Origin of the sequence: Dyadobacter sp. CY327, from assembly GCF_021390415.1 — a bacterium.
GTDB classification, from domain to species: domain Bacteria; phylum Bacteroidota; class Bacteroidia; order Cytophagales; family Spirosomataceae; genus Dyadobacter; species Dyadobacter chenhuakuii.
Genome location: NZ_JAJUXJ010000007.1, coordinates 810,184 through 827,599, shown reverse-complemented (window position 1 = coordinate 827,599; position 17,416 = coordinate 810,184). Strand labels below are relative to the sequence as shown.

18 protein-coding genes are annotated in these 17,416 nt (G+C 42.6%); 8 read left to right on the top strand and 10 right to left on the bottom strand.

The window, feature by feature from the left end; genetic code table 11:
• Positions 1–22: 22 nt before the first annotated feature.
• The 6 genes from LZG74_RS19815 to LZG74_RS19790 all read right to left on the bottom strand — a co-directional run bounded on the left by LZG74_RS19815 (position 23) and on the right by LZG74_RS19790 (position 5,318).
• The gene (locus LZG74_RS19815; protein ID WP_233798241.1) at positions 23–703 is read right to left on the bottom strand and encodes a hypothetical protein; all 681 of its coding nucleotides are present in this window, start codon (positions 701–703) and stop codon (positions 23–25) included.
• 48 nt (positions 704–751) lie between these two features.
• On the bottom strand, positions 752–1,732 hold the full coding sequence (locus tag LZG74_RS19810) for a c-type cytochrome (protein ID WP_233798240.1): 981 nt from the start codon (positions 1,730–1,732) through the stop codon (positions 752–754).
• Between the two features lie 90 nt (positions 1,733–1,822).
• Positions 1,823–2,608 (bottom strand): LytTR family DNA-binding domain-containing protein, encoded by a 786-nt coding sequence (locus tag LZG74_RS19805; protein ID WP_233798239.1) that lies wholly within the window; start codon positions 2,606–2,608, stop codon positions 1,823–1,825.
• A 25-nt stretch (positions 2,609–2,633) separates the two neighbouring features.
• Complete coding sequence (locus tag LZG74_RS19800; RefSeq protein WP_233798238.1) at positions 2,634–3,716, bottom strand: sensor histidine kinase; 1,083 nt, start codon at positions 3,714–3,716, stop codon at positions 2,634–2,636.
• Positions 3,717–3,863: 147 nt separating this feature from the next.
• Entirely contained in the window at positions 3,864–4,265 is a 402-nt protein-coding gene (locus LZG74_RS19795) for an ester cyclase (protein ID WP_233798237.1), read from the bottom strand.
• 21 nt (positions 4,266–4,286) lie between these two features.
• Positions 4,287–5,318, bottom strand: a complete 1,032-nt coding sequence (locus LZG74_RS19790; RefSeq protein WP_233798236.1) for a sensor histidine kinase — start codon at positions 5,316–5,318, stop codon at positions 4,287–4,289.
• A 244-nt stretch (positions 5,319–5,562) separates the two neighbouring features.
• Here LZG74_RS19790 and LZG74_RS19785 point away from each other — a divergent pair, with 244 nt between their 5' ends.
• Positions 5,563–6,471, top strand: coding sequence for a hypothetical protein (locus LZG74_RS19785; RefSeq protein WP_233798235.1), 909 nt, complete (start codon positions 5,563–5,565; stop codon positions 6,469–6,471).
• 80 nt (positions 6,472–6,551) lie between these two features.
• On the opposite strand, the gene LZG74_RS19780 is transcribed toward LZG74_RS19785, so the two are convergent.
• Positions 6,552–7,049 carry a hypothetical protein gene (locus LZG74_RS19780; RefSeq protein ID WP_233798234.1) on the bottom strand — a complete coding sequence of 166 codons (498 nt, stop codon included), beginning with the start codon at positions 7,047–7,049 and terminating at the stop codon, positions 6,552–6,554.
• A gap of 775 nt (positions 7,050–7,824) precedes the next feature.
• Here LZG74_RS19780 and LZG74_RS19775 point away from each other — a divergent pair.
• Positions 7,825–8,490, top strand: coding sequence for a phosphoribosylanthranilate isomerase (locus LZG74_RS19775; protein WP_233798233.1), 666 nt, complete (start codon positions 7,825–7,827; stop codon positions 8,488–8,490).
• A 203-nt stretch (positions 8,491–8,693) separates the two neighbouring features.
• Here the strand turns inward: LZG74_RS19775 and LZG74_RS19770 are convergent, their stop codons facing one another.
• A complete protein-coding gene (locus tag LZG74_RS19770) occupies positions 8,694–9,149 on the bottom strand; it encodes a DinB family protein (RefSeq protein ID WP_233798232.1) in 456 nt (151 codons plus the stop codon).
• Between the two features lie 682 nt (positions 9,150–9,831).
• On the opposite strand from LZG74_RS19770, the gene LZG74_RS19765 reads away from it, so the two are divergent.
• Positions 9,832–10,539, top strand: a complete 708-nt coding sequence (locus tag LZG74_RS19765) for a PorT family protein (protein WP_233798231.1) — start codon at positions 9,832–9,834, stop codon at positions 10,537–10,539.
• A gap of 327 nt (positions 10,540–10,866) precedes the next feature.
• Entirely contained in the window at positions 10,867–11,289 is a 423-nt protein-coding gene (locus LZG74_RS19760; protein ID WP_233798230.1) for a hypothetical protein, read from the top strand.
• Between the two features lie 241 nt (positions 11,290–11,530).
• Here LZG74_RS19760 and LZG74_RS26425 read toward each other — a convergent pair whose 3' ends face one another.
• Both LZG74_RS26425 and LZG74_RS19750 read right to left on the bottom strand, forming a co-directional pair.
• Complete coding sequence (locus LZG74_RS26425; RefSeq protein ID WP_233798229.1) at positions 11,531–12,172, bottom strand: DUF3885 domain-containing protein; 642 nt, start codon at positions 12,170–12,172, stop codon at positions 11,531–11,533.
• 118 nt (positions 12,173–12,290) lie between these two features.
• Positions 12,291–12,482, bottom strand: a complete 192-nt coding sequence (locus LZG74_RS19750; RefSeq protein WP_233798228.1) for a hypothetical protein — start codon at positions 12,480–12,482, stop codon at positions 12,291–12,293.
• A gap of 863 nt (positions 12,483–13,345) precedes the next feature.
• Between LZG74_RS19750 and LZG74_RS19745 the strand changes: the two genes are divergently transcribed.
• The 4 genes from LZG74_RS19745 (at position 13,346) to LZG74_RS19730 (ending at position 17,305) form a co-directional block, all read left to right on the top strand.
• Positions 13,346–14,599, top strand: coding sequence for a site-specific integrase (locus tag LZG74_RS19745; RefSeq protein WP_233798227.1), 1,254 nt, complete (start codon positions 13,346–13,348; stop codon positions 14,597–14,599).
• A 2-nt stretch (positions 14,600–14,601) separates the two neighbouring features.
• A complete protein-coding gene (locus LZG74_RS19740) occupies positions 14,602–15,615 on the top strand; it encodes a hypothetical protein (RefSeq protein WP_233798226.1) in 1,014 nt (337 codons plus the stop codon).
• Between the two features lie 118 nt (positions 15,616–15,733).
• Positions 15,734–16,063, top strand: coding sequence for a helix-turn-helix domain-containing protein (locus LZG74_RS19735; RefSeq protein WP_138484975.1), 330 nt, complete (start codon positions 15,734–15,736; stop codon positions 16,061–16,063).
• A 12-nt stretch (positions 16,064–16,075) separates the two neighbouring features.
• Positions 16,076–17,305 (top strand): primase-helicase family protein, encoded by a 1,230-nt coding sequence (locus tag LZG74_RS19730; RefSeq protein WP_233798225.1) that lies wholly within the window; start codon positions 16,076–16,078, stop codon positions 17,303–17,305.
• Positions 17,306–17,416 lie beyond the last annotated feature (111 nt).

The following is a 17,416-nucleotide window of genomic DNA, read 5'->3' as shown; positions in this document are numbered from 1 at the left end:
CTGATGTTAACCAGCAACTGTATTAGTAAGCATTTGAACCCGTCAGCGAAAGGGAATAAAGCAACTTTTCAAATCGCAGAGCCGGCAGCTCTTGCTCAGCAATAGCAATCAGCGATTGAAACAGATAGTCAGGTGCCGAATGCCTTACACCTAGCAGCCACTCACGAATCTCGAAATTATTAAGCGACCGGAATATCCACCTTGTTTCAAATTCAAGTATGTCCTGTGGTACGCTGGCGATTATCTGCTGCTCAACGGCCATAATTTCTACATCACGATAATTATTCCACAATATTTCATTCATAATGTGCTCTTCCTTATTGAAAAGCGTGAGATTAAAAGCAAGAACTGTTTCAAAGGCTTCCGACACCGATTTTCCTATTTTGATCCTATTCTCCTGATTGGTTGCATATTTGAGATCGTCGACAGCCGATCTCACACGCTGCGCCAGGAACTTGCTTTCGATATGTTGTTCGCGGAAACGACGGTCAATATCAATGTTATATTTCTCGACCAGCGGGTGAATGTATCCGCCTTCGTGCTCAATGTGCAGGTCTAGCAACGCCAGTGTTTGGTCGAGATTTTCAATGGCACTTTTGGTTTCCGGCTCGTCCAAAAAGTTGGTCTGCTGGATGTCGAGTGCGGTGTCGTAGGAAATGGCTCTGAGGGCCTTGTGAATGGAATTAAAGATGTTGTATCTCATGACTTTTTTGAATTTAAATGAAGCCCGTTTTTAGACGGGCCTTTATACCTATTTTTTGGGGATACTTTCAGTTTTAACTACATGATTTTCAATTGATTTTATGGTGCTTAAGTAGGTAAAAATGGCCTCAATGTCGTTTTCTTCCATGCCCGCATACATCGTCCAGGGCATCGGTGTGTTCAGATCACCGGCACTTAACTTTGGCGACACATAGTTACTATCTGCATAGGCTTTAAACCGGCTTACGAACATTTCTTTGGTCCAGTTCCCGATGCCTGTCTCCTTGTGCAGCGTAATATTGGGCGAACGCAGAATGCCATTGGGGCTACTGAATTTCATTCCCCCGCCAAATTCGGTCCCCGGGATTACACTGCCTTTATCCGTCTTGCTGTGGCAATCCACGCAGCCAGTCGCGTTGACCAGATATTTGCCATAAGCCACCTGGTCTTTCTGGGCGGGAAGCTTGGTGAAGGCGGCCTCATGCGGCATGGTATTAATGATAAAATTGACCGGAAAATCGGGCTCAGACTTTGGGATGTCCTTTTTAACCGATGGCAACTCGCGGATATAGGCGATGATCGAGTACACATCTTCCTTGTCCATTTGACCAAAACGGTGGTAGGCCATCACCGGAAACAGCGCTTTTCCATGTTTGTTTACACCGGTTGTAATAGCCCGGAAAATCTCTCCGTCGGTCCAGCTGCCGAGTGCATACGGCGTGATGTTGGGCGCAAAAAATTTGCCTGGAAAACCCATCTCCCTGGTAAACGCCTCGCCGCCAGCACCAAAGCCGCCAGCCGCCATCGGACCGGCATATCTGGACCAATCACGTGTGCTGTGGCAGTCCATACAAACCGTTACATGGTTGGCCAGATACTTTCCGCGCTCGATCCTGGTGGATGATCGCTCGATTTTAATGTCTGGTGCCAGGCCCGTATCGGGTAATGCAGTTTTCACATATACCATGGCCAGGCCAATAAGGACCATTAAGCCGGCAAGGATTTTGCCGGTCATTTTCAGTGCTTTCACTTTTGCTTTTGTTTTATTTATAGATATGCCACCCTTGTCGATATGCTCGTCAACATCAGAAGGCTAGAAGTTTTTAATTAACCCGAACCCCTATTTTCCCAGCCAGTTTTTAAAATCGGTTACTTTCTCTCTACTCACAATCACTTCCTTATCGTGGTCGGGCTTTAATTTGAGCGCGAGCCGGTGACCGAAGTAGTCGCTGATTTGTTCAAGCGAGTCCGGTGCCACAAAAAACGATCTGCTGATCCGGTAGAAATCCTGTGGTTTCAGCATTGTTTCAAGCTCATCCATGGTATAATCAACAACATACCGCTTATTGCTATACGTCTTGAAAAAATTCAGTTTATCGTCAGAATAGAAGTAGGCGATTTCGTCGACATTGACCGAGACTAGTTTTTGCACACTTTTGACTAAAAACCGTTTCCGGTAATCTTTCACATGAAGCCGCTCCTGCAATTGCGCAGCCAGGTTCTCCACATTAACTACAATAGGATCGATGGTCTGAGAAGTCCTGGGTTTCTCGATCCAATTGGAAAATTTGTTCAATGCAACTTCCAGTTCCTCTTTCTGCACGGGCTTTAAAAGGTAGTCTACGCTGTTCACCTTGAAAGCCTTTAATGCATATTCGTCATAGGAAGTGGTGAAGATGACTGTGCTCGTTACTTCTGTCCGGTTGAATATTTCGAAACTCTGTCCATCTACAAGTTCAATGTCGGCCAGAATAATATCTGGCGCCGGATTACTTTCAAGCCATGCCACAGAAGATTCCACGCTGTCAGTGACACCTACAATTTCGATATCTTTTTTAATACTCAAAAGAGAGCGTTTCAATTTAGCCACTGCCAGATCTTCGTCTTCGATGATGAGCACTTTCATATGCACATATTGGGTTAATGGGTTGTTAATCAGTTGTCAGGCTGGCTAGTAATTCCTGGTTTTCTGCCCAACCGGAACCGTCCAGCAGGGTTAGCCGCACACGGAAAAAATGTTCGTCTTTCTCAATCACCAATCCAGGCTGGCTGAGCATTTTATATTTAACAGCAATGTTGGACAGCCCGACTTTGTTTGACGAAATAATGCCCGGCTTCTTTTGTAAGTTATTTTCAACCACCAATCGTTGCTGGCTGTCGACCGAAATCGAAATAATGAGCGGCTGCCCTTTTCTTGCCATATTGTGTTTAACCGCATTTTCAATCAGCAATTGCAATGACAACGAAGGCAAAAGCCGGTCGACAAAGGGCCCGAGCTCAGCAACTTGCAGGATTACTGCCTCGTTATAACGAATATTGAGCAACGCCATATAGGATTGTATAAATTGCATTTCCCGTCCTAATGTGGACAAAGCCTCTTGATTATTGCGCATCAGATACCGGTATACTTTGCTTAACTCATCAAGAAAATACTCCGCCTTTTCAGGGTCTGTCGTGATCAGCGATGACAATGCATTTAAATTATTGAACAAAAAATGCGGGTTGATCTGCCGGATCAAGTTTTCGAACTCTTGTTCGTGGAATTGCATTTCGGCTATTTCCTTCAATGCCAGGCTCTCTTTCCATCTTTTGAAAATATAGTCTGTCTCGCAAAGTGTAATCCCGATTACTGTTACGATGATCCCTATAATGGAGCAAAACACGAAATGGTCCTGGTTGAACTGGTAGCCGAAAATCCCTAATGCATCAAAACCATAAAAGACCATCGCCATGTTCACTTTTACTACCACAATGTCCAGCAAAATAAGTGATATAACGCGTTTCCAGATATCACTTAATGTCGTAAAATAGCCGGCCAGCCGCTGGATCATACTGAAGTACAAATACCAGAAAGAAATTGAAATCGCGCCAATAATCAGCGTTGAAACCGTATACACTTCTATTTCAGAAAAATACCGTCGTGCGTACAATTGATAACCTGCCGTTGTAATGATGATGGGAAACATCACCAGCAACGTGAGCCATTCAAGAAAGGAAGGTTTGTAACCGGCCATCTGCTGTTTTTATGTAATGCTAATTTATCTAAAAGTTGGCTCAATCGTAAGCATGCTCAAAGTTGGAATATTCTAAACCGGGTGACAACCTGAATCCGATCAAATGGGAAAAATGCGGATGGGTTGCCCGAAAGTCCCGATCAAAAATCAGCTTGCCAGGGCGAGTGCCGCATCGCTGGAAGCGCATGGCTTGATGGACTGTATCATTTCCCAATGATCAACAATTTTATTCTCTTGCATTCGTAGGTAGCGGTATCCAAGGACAACACTTTTCTCATCCTGGTGTGAGGTCCTGCGAGATGAAAGCAGGCTGAAACGGATTACCACCAGCTCTCCTTCGCAGGTAATTTCTTCCATCGAAGTATGGTGTTTAAGCTCTCTTCCCAAAGCTTTTAAATAGAGAATCAACCCGTATCTGTTTTGACAAAAATCTGGAAGAGAGTGGTCGCAGAAGTCTGCATGTAGATAATTGCCTAACTTTTCAAACCTGCCCATATTCCAGATGTCTTCGATAAAACCGATGGCACACTGTTGGTTTAAATTTTCCATGTTCTATTGTTAAAAATGCATTCAACTAAGTGGTATTTCAATGATTTGGAATTCTGCGCTATTGATAATATTAACCGGCTCAAGATCAAGCAATCTGAATTTGTTGATCACATTATCAAGGCTGGTTTCGCCCTGGACTTGCTGATAGTCGATCTTTAACGCGACAGTATTATGTATTTGCAGAGATTCCGTTCCGGCAGATATCACACTGATATGGAGTGGTTTATGTTTGCTGATCTTATTGCGCCCCAAAATATGTTCCACCAAAAGCTGCACTGTAAGCGGCGGAATACGCTTTTCCATTGCATCGCTGGTAACCTGTATGTCAAAACGGATCGCAGAACCATATCGGACTTTGAGAATATAGAACCATGACCGGATAAATTGAATTTCAGTCCTTAATGGCACAAAAGCTTCCTTGTCACCCTTAAGCAGGTAACGGTACACCTTACACATTTCATCCAGGAAAGTCTCAGCCTTTTCAGGGTCTTCGGTAATCAGGCTCGACAACGTATTGATGCTGTTGAAAAGAAAATGCGGGTTCACCTGCGTTTTTAATCCGTCCAGACGGCTTTTGGCATAAGCAGTTTTCAACTGTTGGGTTTCAGTCAGTGTAGCTTTCCATTTTTCAAAATTGGAAACACCTTCATGTAAAAAAGTCGATAACAGATTCAAACCCAAGCCCGACACCAAGGCCCAAATGTAGTTTGCTGAACCAATTTCAGATACAGCCAGATCCAGTTGACCATAAACCCAGAAAATGAAAGTATTAACCAGCGCAGTGAGGGGAAAGAAGCAGAGCAATGAAATGAAAATCCGCTTCATTGTCTCACCGTCTTTCGGGAAATGTTTGGACAAAACCATGGCTACCAGTGTGTGCAACTGCCAGGCCACCACTTTTATGGACAGCGTCAGGCAGGTAGCCCCGAAAAACAAGGGCAAATGGGTGAAATAAGTATTTGAGAAAATAAAGAAGTTCAGCAATACCGAATACGGAGCTAAAATGCCGAGCATAAGCTGATATTCATTAGCGATGTACTTCGGCATTTTCATGGTCTCTATTTTTTTACAAAAATAGCAGCAAAACTCCCACGCTAAAACCACTTTACGACAGGTTGGGAGAAGAAGCGAATGAATTGGGATTCTATAACCCGCTTTCGTGCCGGCAGCGGAACCAACTCCCGTATTAATCATCAAATGTCCCAATTAATTACCTGAATGTCCCATTCTATCGGGATTTGCTGCTTTCAGATATTTCACAGCTCCATATTTGCCCTCTTACTAACTTAATATAGCTATGAAAATAATGCGATTGAAACTTCGAGAAATTAGTGCGCCAATCCTATTTACCTTCACTTCGCTAGCGATAGCAGCCTGCGACGACAGATCGCGGCAAACAGCCCCGATTCCAAGAGATCCCCTTGAGCAGGACAGCACCAAGCTGCCCGAACCGCCTGCCACCCAGCCTGGCCAGGATACGGTTACCCTTCCCAACATGCCTGTTGAATTATATGGCCGATTCCGGATGCAATGGGCTCCGACGGACTACCGGGAAGTATTTTATGAGGCGAAAGGATTGCCGGTGCGTATAATTCAGGAAAACCAGTATGTTCAGGGCTCGGATATTACGCGCAAAACAACCTATGATTTCGTCTATGATGCCCAGGCGAGGCTAATCCAGCTGAAACTAGATAATGGGGCCTATGTGAAGTATTATTATGAAGGTAGCAAGCTCATTGAAACCAGAGAACATGCAAAAGACAACCTTCTGCTGATTACCAGCACATACGCGTATGCGGGTGACAAGATCACGCAGATATACCGGGTTAACAGCTTTAAAAAAGTGGAAACACAGTTCCGCTTGCTTTATGACCAGCGTGGCAACCTGATTGAATACCGGGAGTATGCCAAAAACAAGAACAATGGCCTTTTTGACACATATTCGAGCACCAAATATTCAGGTTATGATAACAAGCGGAATGTTGAAAATTTGTGGATGGTCTATCCGTTTTTACCGGGTTATTCTTTTGCCAGCAACAATGCAGGGGTGATCAGGTTTTATTTTTTCGATGGAAATGTGGAGAAGGAAGTGCGGGGCCGCAAAACGATTACTTATGAGTATCTGGAAAACGGATATCCATCCCGTAAAGCAGAACGAGGATCGAGCGGAAGTCTGGAAACAACTTACAGTTATAAGGGTTTATAAATGCTAGAAATAATGCCCGACATGGAAAAGCCTTCGGGTCGTTCAATCCGAAGGCTTTTTACATTTAGATGAAGTACCACCTATTTTTTATTGAGCTTGATTATGGTCTTGACCAATGAATTTTTGCTGTGATCGGGAAGAAGATTAAACTTGATCCAAAGCCTGTTATCCGTCTGGAAAACAACTTCCCATTCATCAGTCTTCTTGTTTGTAAGGGGATCTCTGATGATAATAGCCTGATCTTTTTTATCAAAATCCCAGTTGTAAGTGTGAATTTCACCGGGCTGATCATCCTCACAAAGATCCAGGCCAGTATCTTCCAGCACCTTGCCGTTTTTGGTAAATGTAATCAGGTTATCTTCGTCACAAGTTTTCAAAAGATCCATCAGATCAGTTTCTGCCCGACCATCATCGTCAATATCCAAGGGCGTTTCAAGGTCCCATGCGTCTATTTCCCATTGCTTGTCACTAAAATTCTCCTTGCGGGTTGGAAGGCTCAAATCGGCCTCTTCACAAGAAAACGCTGCCAGAATCAGCATTGCTATGCATGCGGCTTTAATAAAAGAATTGTTTTTCATGGCTTATAAATATTTAAGTAATTGACTATTTGATTGTTAAATACTAAAAGGGAGCTGATTACCTATTTTCAGTTGGTATGTGCCCTGGTGTTATACGCGGCTTAAAACATTTTGTAAATCGTAAATGTTTGTAATCTGCACTTTTAGATCTTAGTCATGTTGCAAAGTTGTAATCTTCGCCAGGGTCATAGAAAACGGAATCTGACGAAGTGAGACGATTATAGAATCAACTGGCGAATCTAGCGACAGAAGCTTCTAGCTTTAAAAGCCATTCTCGGCAGGGTTACTAAAAATCGCTAGTTTAATTTGCCCCGCCAGTCTCTCATTCCATCCTACTTGAATCTCAATTGATCTCGAAACAAGAAATCCGTAATGTACATTTCGCTATTTTTGTGACTGCCTGGAGGAAATGATTGTTTAGGCAATTCAGTCTTTAATAGTTCGTAAGGACAGCGTGATATGAAGAGCTAAATTTATCCGTCCATCGGGTCTGATCACAATGACGCTGCCCTCCCCCAGTATTTTCTCGCGAACCTGCTCTAAGACGAAAACCAGCAATGTTAATGAGGTAAGTAAGACTTTTGACAGAGATAAACGGTTTGAAACTGCCGTTTAACCCACTACTCTCCACGAAAGAATCCATCAACCACGTTGGTACTGCAGCGAATACGTTCCGGATCCCCGATGCTTGGACTACCCTATTTTTCCGGAAACTGGGTGTTGGAAATGAAGTGAAGTTTGATAAACAACATATAGTTCAAAAACGAATAAAATTATGCTTAGGCCAAGAGTTAAGATTTGTTGTATAAGCAGCATTGATGAAGCAATGATTGCGATTGAACACGGAGCTTCGGCACTGGGTCTGGTTGGGCACATGCCAAGTGGGCCAGGTGTAATTGATGATACGTTAATCAACCAGATTGCAAAGGCAGCCCCACCATCCATTTCAACTTTCTTACTAACAAGTGAAACCAAACCACAAGCGATCATCTCCCATTATAAACGGGCAAACACCACTACCATTCAAATTGTGGACCAATTGGAAAAACGTAAATATGAAACACTTCGCAACGAATTGCCAAATGTAAAATTGGTGCAAGTCATTCACGTTATTGATGGATTCTCAAAGAAAGAAGCTATTGAGGTTTCGAAATATGTGGATGCAATCTTGCTAGATAGTGGAAACCCAAATTTAAAGATAAAAGAATTGGGTGGGACGGGTCGAATCCACAATTGGGATTTAAGCAGGCAAATCAGAGAGTCGATTGACGTTCCTTTGTTTCTTGCGGGTGGAATCAACAAAAACAACGTAAAGCAAGCCATTGAAACAGTTCAACCGTTTGGACTTGATCTTTGTAGCGGCGTTCGCACGAACGGAAGACTTGACCCTGAAAAGCTGAAAGACTTCTTTGAAGCAATTGATGCCGAAAAATTGAACTGATTAAGTAAATCCTTTAACATCGGAATGGAATATGTTAGCCATTTTATCTTTTAGGCAAAAAGCCATGCTATCAAAAGCTTGTTCCTTACCGCACTATGCCTACTATAAGCCGCAGTCTAATCTTGCAGATGCTGTGATTGGCGTAGGCTAGCTTCGAAACAGCCGCTGGAATGTGATTAGCAGTGCCATGCAACAAGCGCATGTTATTTGGCCGATGTCATTTTGTAATAGATATAATCTGTCAATGTCGGTTCAATACCAACGTTTCGCAGTTCAGTCGCAATTTGCCCTCTATGGTATGAAGAATGTGTGATGATTTGATAGAGGATTTCTTGTACAGAATTGACGATCGTAGCACCTGACTTAGTTTGATATTCAATAGCTTGACCAATAATTGAATGTTCAAGGATTTCCAAAGTCGATTTTGTATTCAAACGATCGAATTCGGGCATTAGTACCAACGGGTGAACGTCCCAAGACTCATAAGTGCCCAGTGTCGGTTTAATCTTTCCATTCCATATCTGGTGGACATTCAGAATATGACTAATGAGTTCGGCGCACCTGTCGGATACCTTAGCCGGGTTCGCCGATAAAATAGCAATGATCTGCTGGTTTGCCCAACTATTATACCTAATTAAGTCTTCATTAAATATATCCATATCAATTTTTAATAGCCATGAATCTCCGAACAAAATAACGCTTTTGCCTCATTTTATTACCTTAATTGCCCTAGGAACCAGATGTAGAAAAGCAAGGATAACGAACGTGTTCCACAAAATACTGATCCAATTAAAATTGACAACAAAGAATACCGACCGTTGCAATGGATAATTAGGTCTGGACGACGCTTAACAACTGTCAAATTACAGTTTAACGTGTGCCATTTCTATTTATTGAATCTGAAAACCTTGTTCAAGTGATGGGAACGAAGCTTTCGCGCGATCGACTAAATTACTCTTTAACCACCGTAATTTTGGACGAATTCCTGCTTGCAAACATCTCTAACATGTCTCATTAGCTCGGTCAAGGTTGACTGCAAGCAACATTGAATTTGAGATGGGCATTTAAGACAAATTTTGTACAACTAAGAATATAGTAGTTGACCCATTGTCTAGTTGTGATAAAGGGACGCTTTTTGAGATGACATCGAGGCGGGCACAATTTGTATTTGAGTAATATACACTCTTCTTTAATTCTCTTATATTTACAAAATACTCTGCGTAAGACAGTTAAAATAAGATGACAGATAGGCCAAAGCCGAATGAGACTTTTTTATTATTGTCAATTAACATATTCCATTTCTTGATAGTGTTCATGAACTTTTAGTGTAAAGCCTTTCCTATGAATAGAAATCTTCTCTATAGTTTAGCTGCTATGCTATTGTTGCAAATTGCGATCCCTTATCCTACATACTCTCAAAAGGTCAAAAAATGGAACTATGGTGCATTGGCAGGATTAACATCTGAGCGATTTAAAGTCACCCAAATTTCGAAGTATCAAAATGAAATACTATCAACTTACACCTATGCAGCAACTTCGTGGGTAAATTTTGGTGGAGCGTTATGGGCGGAAAGAAAGCTATTCTCAACATGGGCATTGGTCCCGTCAGTCGGTTATGAGTTTGTTCATGTCCAAGACAATATCCTTACAGGAGGAATACAGAAATCGGGCAGTAAATCTGATTTTAAGGAAACCCATCATTATCTTTCCCTTGCGATTCATTTAAGAAAGTATTTCTCAAATAATTCAAGCGTAAAACTGTTTGTTGATGGTGGACTAAAAGCAGACAGGCTAATTCGATTCAAAAATGAATATTGGCGCTATAAAAATGAAACGTGGAAACCAACTATTCTTAATAACATAAACCCCGCCCTCGTAGTCGCAGCCGGTGTAAAGCAGGGAAGATGGGCAGTATCAGCAGAATATCAGTATTTTTTGGGAACACCACTTGTTAAAAGGTATCGAGGCGATTTAATGCCCAATGGTGTGAAGACAAATTTAGAAAGGCAAAATGTGTCAATAAGAGCAGCATTTACCGTATGTAAATGACTTTATCTCCCTTGATTATCTCAATATATCGACCGCAGAAAGCTGGAAAGTGATGCAGAGCAATATGCTCACGGGCTCTCAATCAACTCAACTGGTGTAGCCGTGGCTCCGGAACGCAATGGGAAAAGTCCCTTCTCCTTGTACATCCCTAGAACTTCGCCAAAAAGCCAAAGACCCTCCTGTTCTGTGTCTTCTTATTAACATAAAATCTGTCACACGAAATGGAGGTTATTTACGACAATTGCAAGAGAATTAGTAAGTAAATCTCTGTGCTGCAACTATTTGATTAAAAACTGCTTCTTTACAAAAACCATTAAACCAGATGTTATGAAAACCATTGTATTTCTGACAATTTGTTGCCTAATGCTGGCCTGCAATAACGAAGAACCAAGAAGCGAATGGAAAACATTTGATTTCGACACATTCACACTTGAAGCACCTTCAAAATGGAAAGAATTCAGCGCCCAGGGCTACGATTCTAAGGTGGGAGGTGTTACCGATGGCAAGGATACTCTGACATACGATTATGGTATGTACTCTTATAGATTTACTGCTGAAACAGCAAAAACGCATATTATTACAGAAAGTAATCGGGATGGTTACCCAACAAAGATGGTGAAGCCAAGAAAACCTGGCGAAGGCTTGATCGGGATCTATTATAATTTAGGGGTAATCAAATTGACACTTTTGGGCAGAAGCCGTAATGAAAATACATTCATGCAGATTATAGAATCGGTTAAAATTAAGTAAAGCTTACATTACGAGACGCTTCACTTGTACCATCTGCTCCGGAACGCAATGGGCAAAGCCCCGTGTTCTTGCACTATTCAAAGAACTTTCCCAAAACGCCTGTCACCCAATTGTTCTGTGTTTTGTTGTTTAACATAAAAAGTGTTATAAAACTCAAAGGCGCCTTTCTGGGTTTTGTTATGGTAATTGCGTCATAAACAAGTGCAGAGAGATTGTAGTTTTCAATTAACCTCTTTCTTTTTCATTCAAATTGCTTGTCAATTCGCTCCCTATCATAGCCAAGTATCAAGTCATTATGTCCTTTATATATGGGCCTTAACGTTTCTTTGTCTGTTGCAACAATATCAAGCCCTCTATCATCATACATATGAAAAATAAGTTTTTTCTCAATGTTTATAAAGTAAACTTCCTTGCTTGTTAAAAAGCCACTATTGTCGAGCCTTGGCTGTCTTGGAGGGAAGTCTGAGTGTCCAATTGCAGTTAAGATATTCTCGTAATTTATTCTGTCTGCAGTTAATTTAATAATAGCAACATCGAAGTTGCCATCTGGTTGATAAAGTCCTTTTTCTTTTGAGTATAAAACTTCGGTTTTCTTAAGATTACTAACCTGCTTAAATATATAGTTTCTAAACCTTATTTTTCTTCGTCTACATTGGTAGTCCATAAATACTAGAAATATGGTATCAGACTTGTCAAATGCAGTTTTGAAAATTATTGAGGCTCTTCTTGTAACTTCTCTAAAATATTCATCAGTGCTTGTCTCGTCGACTTGCAAGTCAAACCGAAGGCCAAATTCCCAATTATAAAATAATGGCTGCCTAAGTCTTAATCCATTGAAATTGCAATTCAGAAATAGCCTATATTCTTGTTTCGTTGTCTGCACGTTGCCCTCTTTTAAATGCTCTGCAACTCTAAAATATGCGAAACTTATAGTATTTCCCGTATAGTCTAGCGTCTAATGTTTCAAGATCCATCCGATCAGTTGCTGGTTGGAATTATTTTCACATACCAAACCCGAAAACACGCATTTTTTTGCTGTTCTTGTCGGCGCTTAATTTCCGGCTGCTGCACCAGCTCCTTCTTTTCCCTTTTGTTCTGCTCGACAGCCTGGCTCTGCTCTTTGGCTTGTTTACCCTAATGGCTTGGCTCGCCACAATCATATCGGCGCGCTCCACTACTATTCCGTTCAGCATTACTTTCCTGTAGGGGAAGGTTTCAGTTAGCACACGTCAAGCCAAACGTTCGGTCAAAAGGTTTCTCGCAGCGCTCCGTAAAATCGAGCCGGTCAAACTGCCCGAATTTCAGGCTTTGCCCGGCATGCTTCCTTGGTAAAACTAGTGTAAATTTATTATCAAATAAACGTTCATATAAATGGTAAGGATAATTTAGTGAAAAGGGTGTGGTATTACATTGCTATCATTATAAAATAAGTACTTGAATCAGGTTTTCATCTAATCGCTCAGAAATAAACCGAAATTGCTCATAATTACGTGAGTTTACACTGGACCAAGATCTTGAAAAGAACAAAGCCGACATACTACACCTGGACAACGAGAATAATTTAGAAAAGTCCAGTTCGTTAAGTTGAGGGTCTCCGGAAGAGTTTCCTGCCGCGACCATAAGATTGATCTGATCCTTGACGAGCTCGCAAACGGAGATGTCATTCTATTGAGTGAATTTTCTAGGGTCATAAAAAGAGACAGCCACTATATCAATTATCAACAGCATGCGTACAACTGACCGGTCGACACAGCTTCTCCTTGAAAAAACTATTGCAACTTTTATTGCAAGTAAAGCAAAAAGCACTTAGCAAATTAATGCTAAGTGCTTCGGAGCGGCGAACCGCATTTTCAAGAGCCCCCAGTCGGGATCGAACCAACGACCTACTGATTACAAGTCAGCGAAAAGTGGTAAATGGCGGTAAATGCCTATAAGTTAAAGTGCCCATACGGGCTAATTTCGATGTTTTTTATTTTTTAGTTTACTACTGTTTACCTATATTTATTGAAATTGTTTGCAAATTGTTTGCAAATTTTTGACGGTAAGATCTTGCAGTATGGTAGCATCAGCCCCGAAATTGGCACTCATCCTGGATAAAAGGTTTGCAAAAAAAGAAGGATTGTTTCCGGTAAAACTTCGAATCACGTACCGCCGTGAATCCAAGTACTACCCAACGGGTCAGGACATGACTGAGGAAGATTTTGTAAGGCAGCGTGATTGTGAGCTTCTGCGGGCAAAAAAATACATTGGGACAAAGGAGTACGCGCAGCTTTTAGCAGTCAGCAAGAGTCTGAATAAGCACGTCAATGACGCCAATCAAATCATCGCCCAGATGAAGGTTTTTAGCTGCGATCTTTTTGAGGACCGGGCTGCCCACCGGCCTTCTACTGATTCGGACGATGTTTTCGAAGCGATCGAAGAAAAGATCGCTTCGTTGAAATCCGAAGACAGAATAGGGACCGCGATCACCTACGAAAATGCCCTAACAAGTTTTAAGAAGTTTCACGCAAAAAAGAAGCTTCCATTAGGAAGCATCAATGTCCGTTTTCTGCGGGCCTACGAGAAGTGGATGGTTGACAATGGGGCCACGTTGACTACGGTGGGATTTTATTTGCGGAACCTACGTGCTGTGGTCAATATTATGATCGATAGCGACAAGCGAAAAATGGAGGAGTATCCATTTGGCCCTCGCCGCTATGTAATCCCTACCAAGAAGAATTCTAAACGCGCTTTATCTAATGAAGATCTGCGTAAAATCATCAATTATGAACCTGACCAGTTCGAACAACGGTACCTGGCATACTGGCTCTTCATGTACATGGGGAACGGAATGAACCCAACCGATATGGCAAGGCTCAAATATGCCAATCTTAGGTCTGATCGTGTCGTTTTTGTGCGTGAAAAAACAAAAAGAACCAACCGCGAGAGTACGCTGATAGAAGTGCACTTGTTGCCTAGAATGAAACAGATTATAGAGGAATGGGGCAATGCACCTATTGATGAAAATTATATTTTCCCCGTGCTGGACGAAAGTATGGATTCATTAAAAGTGAAAAGGGCGGTGCAGCAGCTCGTTAAGCAAATCAACAAATACATGCGGCGCATTGGTGAGAAGCTTAAAATTGAAAAAGAGATAACGACCTACGTGGCGCGCCATAGCTTTGTAACTAAACTGATCTCGGAAGGTGGTACACTCATGGAGATCAAATCGATGACCGGCCACAAAAGTATCACCACCACAGAGGGCTACGTAGGAAGTATTGAAGACGAACGTCTAAAAACGATCACTAGCCGCCTTTTGAATTTTTAACGATGGATATTGTTCCCGAAAGATTGGCTCTACTGGAAAGCAATGGGTTTTTCCGGTTTTTCAATGAGGATGATCCCAGCATTACCGAGTTTGCAACAAGCGAATGCACAATTCTTCAAAATTGGGGCATCGAGCTGGAAGCCGTTATCAAACAACTTGGCGAGCTGCTAGTGGAATGGGCCGCATTAATTCATCTCCGGTCAGAAAACATTGGCGATTTCACTACTTCCAGGGAAAGCGAACTTGCTGTGTTCTCCGAGCGCATTTCCGGAATTACTTTTTTCGGAAAGGATGATCCTGATTTTAACAGGACAGAACTTCGGGAAGTCCTGTATTATGTCATTTATGGTCACCCCGCTTCGTTTAATAATGTCTCACTATTTGATTATTGGATCGAATCCTGGCAGCTGATACTGGATAAGCTTGGTCCCAAGCAAGTCGTTGAACATCTTATTAAGCTCCGCACAGCCGAAAGCAAATTCTATCCTGTTGATGGGTATAGCAAGTACCCACGAATGGGACTTAGGTTTTGGCAACGGGCCATCGATCTTGCTCAACATACAGCCCAGCTCCAAAACATCCCGGCGACAACTTCCGCCCCTGCTGCTCCCGTATATCGGCCTATTAAAAGTCCTGCAGGCGACATGTACAGTTACCTGAAAGGCGTGGACGTAGAAAGCTTCAAAGGGCAGCTCTGCCAGCGCGGCATCTTAAACAGCCCGTCTCATTTCGTCCCCAGGAAAAACACATTTAATAAACTCACCCACATCCTTGCATTACCCTACATTTTAAAGCACCTCGGTGTGATTAGCGAGCGGTTCTTCGATTGCACCCAACTGGAACGGGTTGATATCTATACTGCCAGCTTTTCAATCCGGTTTGGGCGCAACATCCTATCTGATCTGGCAGTCACAGATTTTATAACCCAGCTTGAAAACAAAGACAGAAACGACGTTGCCTGGGCTTTCTACAATGAAGTGACCGCCTCGGTAGATGCTTCCAGGTTGCCCGACTAATCCATTATTTACTTCTGTTTATCAATGTCGGGTCTCTTGTCATGTCAGATGACCAATTTTAAGGCTTTTACGAATTTCATTTGCAATTGTTTTTCAACCACTATTAACAATTGCCAAAATGAAAACTTACCCATCAAACATTACCAAAAGCACCTACCGGGAGGAAGAGACGACATTTGACGGCCTTGTCCAGAGACTTGTCGAGAAAGCACTGCTCAATGTATCCGAGCCGCTGATTGAGACAGTCGTAGAGCGCGTGATCACTAGAAAGATAGCCGACGATACCGAACACCCCATGGAGATCGAGGAAGCCGCATTGCTGGTGAAAAAATCAAAGCAGACGGTCTATGCCTACTGCTCACAAGGCAAGATCCCCTTTCACAAAAGTGGCAGCCGAAATATTTTCTTCCGCAAAGAGCTGATCGAATGGCTCCGGTCAAACCGATAAACCCTCCTTGTCATGAAAGCCAAACACGAGCAAGATATTGCAACTGCAATAACAAGGACCGGATACGTCCGAATTGGGACCAGCTATTACAAACTCGTTGACCGTCCAAATCTGGACGGGTCATTTGAAAGTAAATTGTCCCTTTGGTCAGTCGAATGCATCAAAGCCGATTATGGGAGGGATTTCGTTTCAGAGATTCCCAAGCTGCACGGTTTCTGCCTGTTCCCCGATCATTTCGGTTTCCAACAGGTTGTCGGTAAGTTTTATAACCTTTACCACCCCTTTGAGCATGAGGCTAAGGCAGGAAAATGTGAAACATGTCAAGAATTCATGAGGCATATCTTTGGGGACCAGTACGAACTTGGGCTGGACTACCTGACGTTGCTTTTGAAAAATCCCCTTCAGAAGCTGCCCATCCTTTGTCTGGTCAGCAGGGAACGGAGCACGGGAAAAACCACCTTTCTTAATTTCCTTAAATCGATTTTCGGCCGGAATATGACCGTTAACACCAATGAAGAATTCAGCTCGAACTTCAATGATGACTGGGTATCGGCATTGATCATTGCAATCGACGAGACGTTCCTGGAACGAAAGCAGGATAGTGAAAGGATCAAAAACCTGAGTACGGCGCTTAAATATAAGTCCGAGGCTAAGGGCAAGGACCGCAACGAAGTGGAGTTCTTTGGTAAGTTCGTGCTTTGTTCCAATAATGAGGACAGTTTCGTCTTCATCGAGCCAGGTGAGACCCGGTACTGGGTCAGAAAAATCCAGCCTTTTGCAAAAGAAAACATCCGCTTGCTCGCCGAGTTGCAGTCAGAGATCCCGGCATTTCTTGATTTCTTGCTCAATCGCCCGCTTTGGAGCAACAACCAGTCCAGGATGTGGTTTGATGTCAGACAGATCCAAACACCTGCGCTCAAAAAGCTGATCAAACGCAACCGCAGCAGGGTCGAACTTGAATTAATAGAGGCACTTCAATACGTGATGGATGCCCGAGATCTTTCGAAGTTATGTTTTTGCACAGCTGACGCATTGAACTGGCTTGCCACGCGCGGAATGCGCGGTATTGATTCTACACAGATCAAGCGCGTATTGCAGACCGAGTGGGGCTTAAAGCCCAGCCCTAATTCGAATGCCTATACCAGGTACACCCTACTTTCAGACAGCAGTGTCTTTGAAAGCCAGCACCGTGGGCGCTACTATCAAATTGACCAGGGCCAGCTTGACAAACTGATGATTTGATGAAAATAGAATATAAGTAACTGGTTGTGAATACACTATCATTCATCAAATGTTCATCAAAGCTTCATCAAAATGCAAATACGATGAAGGTTTGCGGTTGAAAGGACAAAA

Bases quoted from the DNA above. Each gene is read 5' to 3' on its own strand.
- LZG74_RS19815 (WP_233798241.1), bottom strand. From the start codon at position 703: ATGAGATACAACATCTTTAATTCCATTCACAAGGCCCTCAGAGCCATT.
- LZG74_RS19805 (WP_233798239.1), bottom strand. From the start codon at position 2,608: ATGAAAGTGCTCATCATCGAAGACGAAGATCTGGCAGTGGCTAAATTG.
- LZG74_RS19800 (WP_233798238.1), bottom strand. From the start codon at position 3,716: ATGGCCGGTTACAAACCTTCCTTTCTTGAATGGCTCACGTTGCTGGTG.
- LZG74_RS19795 (WP_233798237.1), bottom strand. From the start codon at position 4,265: ATGGAAAATTTAAACCAACAGTGTGCCATCGGTTTTATCGAAGACATC.
- LZG74_RS19790 (WP_233798236.1), bottom strand. From the start codon at position 5,318: ATGAAAATGCCGAAGTACATCGCTAATGAATATCAGCTTATGCTCGGC.
- LZG74_RS19785 (WP_233798235.1), top strand. From the start codon at position 5,563: ATGAAAATAATGCGATTGAAACTTCGAGAAATTAGTGCGCCAATCCTA.
- LZG74_RS19780 (WP_233798234.1), bottom strand. From the start codon at position 7,049: ATGAAAAACAATTCTTTTATTAAAGCCGCATGCATAGCAATGCTGATT.
- LZG74_RS19775 (WP_233798233.1), top strand. From the start codon at position 7,825: ATGCTTAGGCCAAGAGTTAAGATTTGTTGTATAAGCAGCATTGATGAA.
- LZG74_RS19770 (WP_233798232.1), bottom strand. From the start codon at position 9,149: ATGGATATATTTAATGAAGACTTAATTAGGTATAATAGTTGGGCAAAC.
- LZG74_RS19765 (WP_233798231.1), top strand. From the start codon at position 9,832: ATGAATAGAAATCTTCTCTATAGTTTAGCTGCTATGCTATTGTTGCAA.
- LZG74_RS19760 (WP_233798230.1), top strand. From the start codon at position 10,867: ATGAAAACCATTGTATTTCTGACAATTTGTTGCCTAATGCTGGCCTGC.
- LZG74_RS19750 (WP_233798228.1), bottom strand. From the start codon at position 12,482: ATGCTGAACGGAATAGTAGTGGAGCGCGCCGATATGATTGTGGCGAGC.
- LZG74_RS19745 (WP_233798227.1), top strand. From the start codon at position 13,346: ATGGTAGCATCAGCCCCGAAATTGGCACTCATCCTGGATAAAAGGTTT.
- LZG74_RS19740 (WP_233798226.1), top strand. From the start codon at position 14,602: ATGGATATTGTTCCCGAAAGATTGGCTCTACTGGAAAGCAATGGGTTT.
- LZG74_RS19735 (WP_138484975.1), top strand. From the start codon at position 15,734: ATGAAAACTTACCCATCAAACATTACCAAAAGCACCTACCGGGAGGAA.
- LZG74_RS19730 (WP_233798225.1), top strand. From the start codon at position 16,076: ATGAAAGCCAAACACGAGCAAGATATTGCAACTGCAATAACAAGGACC.